The 644-nt window shown below is 31.1% G+C and carries 1 protein-coding gene and 1 pseudogene; both read left to right on the top strand.

Annotated features, from left to right (window positions below; translation table 11 throughout):
• A partial coding sequence (locus QMA06_RS16440) for a helix-turn-helix domain-containing protein (RefSeq protein WP_290208002.1) occupies positions 1–417 on the top strand: 417 nt, incomplete at its 5' end.
• 20 nt (positions 418–437) lie between these two features.
• A pseudogene (locus tag QMA06_RS16435) lies at positions 438–644 on the top strand (hypothetical protein); the annotation flags it as partial.

Raw genomic sequence — 644 nt, 5'->3', positions numbered from 1 at the left:
AAAGCAACTTTAGAACTCAAATTATTCGTCGTTGACCAAATTCAGAATGGTCAGATTTCTACAAACTTTGCATCTAAAAAATATGATGTTCCCAGAACAACTATCTCCTATTGGATTAGAAAATACAGTACCTTAGTGCAACAAAATACAGGTATGAGTAAAAACGACGAAATAAAGAAACTTAAAGAAAAAATTGAAGAACTAGAGTTTGTAAAGGACTTTCAGCAAGATATAATCGCTGATATGGAACTCATTACAGGCGTCGATATGTCAAAAAAGTCATTGCCCGAAACATTAGCAAAAGAGATAGAACTAAAAAAGAAAAACATTTTAAAAGAAAATGGCTCTATCAATGTTTTGGGATCTCTAAACAAGCCTTCTACAAAAGACTCAAAGCGCAACAAAAACATCAAATAGACCATCAAAAACTAACCAAAATGGTTAAAGACTACCGTAAAAAAGTAGGCTCTAAAACTGGTGGAATAAAACTACATACTGAGCTTAAACAAGATTTTATAAACGCTGGTATTAAAATTGGTAGAGACAAGTTCTTCAACTTCTTGAGACTTAATAAACTACTAGTGCCAAAAACAAAGAACTATATCACAACAACCAATTCTAATCATATGTATAAAAAATATAAA

Origin of the sequence: Winogradskyella bathintestinalis (assembly GCF_030407435.1) — a bacterium.
Classification (GTDB): domain Bacteria; phylum Bacteroidota; class Bacteroidia; order Flavobacteriales; family Flavobacteriaceae; genus Winogradskyella; species Winogradskyella bathintestinalis.
Note: the sequence above shows the minus strand (reverse complement) of the source record. Positions and strands in the feature narration are given on the sequence as shown.